We start from the raw sequence: 2,724 nt of genomic DNA on the forward strand, positions 1-2,724 counted from the left end.
CCCTCGCCATACCCACAGGCACAAACAGCACGCCCGGACAAGCAGAAACGGCCCGCCAGCAAAGCTGACGAGCCGTCATGCAAGATCGAGGCTAATGGCCGCATCAGCTCTTTCCATCGGAGTTCTGGAACGCTATCGGGCGAGCATTGCCAAAGAGTGTCGATGACCAGTGCTGTGATCGCTCGCCGGGTTGGTCAGGCTGCAGGCGTGAGGGCGGCAGCGCACCGGAACTGAGCTTTCGACCGGTGACCTATGCTCGCGTCCGTGATCCAAACTGACCGTCTGGACCTGCGCCCGCTCGGGCTGGCAGATATCGACTCCTTCGTCGACCTCCACGCGGAAGCCTGGGTCACGCGCTTCGTCGACCCGTACCCACGTGACCGCGCACTCGCCCGCCTGGCCGAGGTGGAGCGGCAGTGGACCGAGCGGGGTTACGGCCTGTTCGCGGCGGTGTGCCGAGATTCCGGAGCGTTCATCGGGCGGTGCGGCCTGAACTACTGGGAACAGTTCGACGAGGTCGAGGCCGCATGGACCCTGCATCCAACGGCCTGGGGCCGGGGCTATGCGACAGAGGCCGCCAGAGCGTGCGTCGACTGGGGCTTCGAGATGTTCGGTTTCCCGAGGATCACCGCGATGATCCGGCACGGCAACACCGCGTCCGTACGGGGCGCCGAACGGCTCGGCTTCAGCCCTCGCAGGGAGGAGATCGTCGCCGGCCACCCGGTCACGGTGTACGTCGGGGACCGGATCTGACTGCCAGGCCCGATAAGCCGTCGTCCGGCGTGACCGGCGCTGAGATCCCACGAGAACGTCCAAGCCCTCGAAAAGGACATCCGCGCAGCGGAGCAGCAGAACGTGCGCACGGTGTGCTGGGCGATGTAGGCGAGCGTCCACGGTTCGATGACCTTGCCGCCGAGGGTGAGCGGCAGCGTGATCCCCAGTGCGGCCTCGACGCGAGGTGAGGGGATGCGGGCTCCGCTCAGCAGGTGCCAGTAGGGGCCGGCGACCGCGCGGAACACGAGCGAGTGCGCGGTCGCACATCTGACCCGGGCGGGGAAGCGCCGGGTGGCTTCCTCGGCAACGGACCGGTTGAACACGATGTACAGGCCCTGCGCCGGTCGGAGGCCGCGATGTGGGGTTTTCGCCATCATGGTGCTCTGATCGGCGCCGCCTGCAGCAGCCTGCGGCGGATGATCAGGTCAGAGAACACCGGCCGGGCGCCAGCTTGATCGAAGCGGAAAACCAGGAGAGAGGCACGGGCGAAGGCCGGTGCCTCCCTCACGGTTCAGCCCCGCTTCCCCGAGGCCTCGGCGCGACTCCACCGCGTCATCATTAGGGCGGCGGCTCAGTAGCCAGCGGTGAAGCGCTCGCCGCGGTGCGCCGGCTGTTCGATCTCGTCGAGCAGGGCAAGGGCATAGTCCTCAATGGAGATGCGGCTGATGCCGTCTTCATCGACGACCAAGTCGTCCGTGGCGGTGCGGTAGGTGCCGGTGCGTTCGCCGGGCTCGATCGTGGCGGCGGGGCTGAAGTTCGTCCACCTCACGTCGCTGACAGTGCGGTAGAAGTCCAGGGCGTCCCCGTGGGCGTGCATGATCTGGAGCAGGGCAATCGGCAGGCCCTCGGTGTCCCAGACCTGCGTCCCGTCCGGCTTGCGCAGTGAACCGGCACCGCCGACCGCGATGAGCCGAGGCGCATCCCCGCCCAGCGAGCGCAGCCCTTCGACCAAGGACTCGGCGGCGGGCCTGATGGTGGCGATGTGGCCTGGCCCGTCACCCCCGCCGACCGCGCTGACCACGACGTCCTGTCCCTTGGCCACCTCGGCGACGGACTCAGGGTCCAGGACGTCGCCGTAAGTCACGGTCAGGGCGGGGTGGGACGTGGTGACCTTCGCCGGATCGCGAACGGCCGCGGTGACCTGATGACCGCGCCGAAGCGCCTCGTCGAGGATCCGGGATCCGATAGTGCCGGTGGCTCCGAATAGGGCGATCTTGGACAAGAGGCTCTCCAATTCCGGTTGATCGTGTTGGATTCGGAGCGTAGCGGGATGTTTCACCACAGAGCGGGAAATCGGTCGCTTTAGGCTCATCTAGGGTTACTTCCCCTCTCCTCGAGGAGGGGTGCGGAAGGGGTGCTTTAGGCGAGGATGCCGAGTTCGGTGCGGGTGCGATGGTGAAAGTCACGGAGGGCCGGCTCGCGCTGCCAGGAGGCGAGGACGGCGTTGACGAGTGGCGCCCCAGTTCACCGCGGTTCGGCCTCGACGAGTGCCTGACTGAGGTGAGCCGTGAACGTGGAAGCTGACATCCCGAGCCTCGCCGACGTCCACCACCTGAAGCTGCCGGTACGCGATCTTGCCCGCTCCGAGGCGTGGTACGGGCACACGCTCGGCTACCGGCGGGCAGCCGAGTTCGTCGAGCAGGGGGTGTTGATCGAAGTCGTGCTGAGCCATCCGGCTGGCGGACCGGACCGGACCGGACCTGGCGTTGCGGCTCGACCCGAGCCGAGGCCGCCGGCTTCGACTACTTCGCGATCGCGGTGCCCGACAGTGCCGCGATCGAGGCGCTCGCCACTCGCCTGGAGGTCATGGTGAGCTGCACGGCGGCGTCTGGCGCGGCCTGCACAGATGGGTGCTAACCTCGCGCTTTCACGAGCAGGGCTGTCCGAGGCGTGATCAAAAGACTGAGGAGTGCCGCTGACCTGCGACGATAGGGCTTGTCTAAGGTCCAT

General features: G+C 67.2%; 2 protein-coding genes. One reads left to right on the forward strand and one right to left on the reverse strand.

Annotation, left to right across the window (positions count from 1 at the left end; all coding sequences use genetic code 11):
- Positions 1 to 264: 264 nt before the first annotated feature.
- The gene (locus ABD369_RS40330) at positions 265 to 753 is read left to right on the forward strand and encodes a GNAT family N-acetyltransferase (RefSeq protein WP_344641615.1); all 489 of its coding nucleotides are present in this window, start codon (positions 265 to 267) and stop codon (positions 751 to 753) included.
- Between the two features lie 592 nt (positions 754 to 1,345).
- Here the strand turns inward: ABD369_RS40330 and ABD369_RS40335 are convergent.
- Entirely contained in the window at positions 1,346 to 1,996 is a 651-nt protein-coding gene (locus ABD369_RS40335; RefSeq protein WP_344641616.1) for an NAD(P)-dependent oxidoreductase, read from the reverse strand.
- Positions 1,997 to 2,724: the final 728 nt, after the last annotated feature.

It is taken from the genome of Kitasatospora cystarginea (genome assembly GCF_039533515.1).
GTDB lineage: Bacteria > Actinomycetota > Actinomycetes > Streptomycetales > Streptomycetaceae > Kitasatospora > Kitasatospora cystarginea.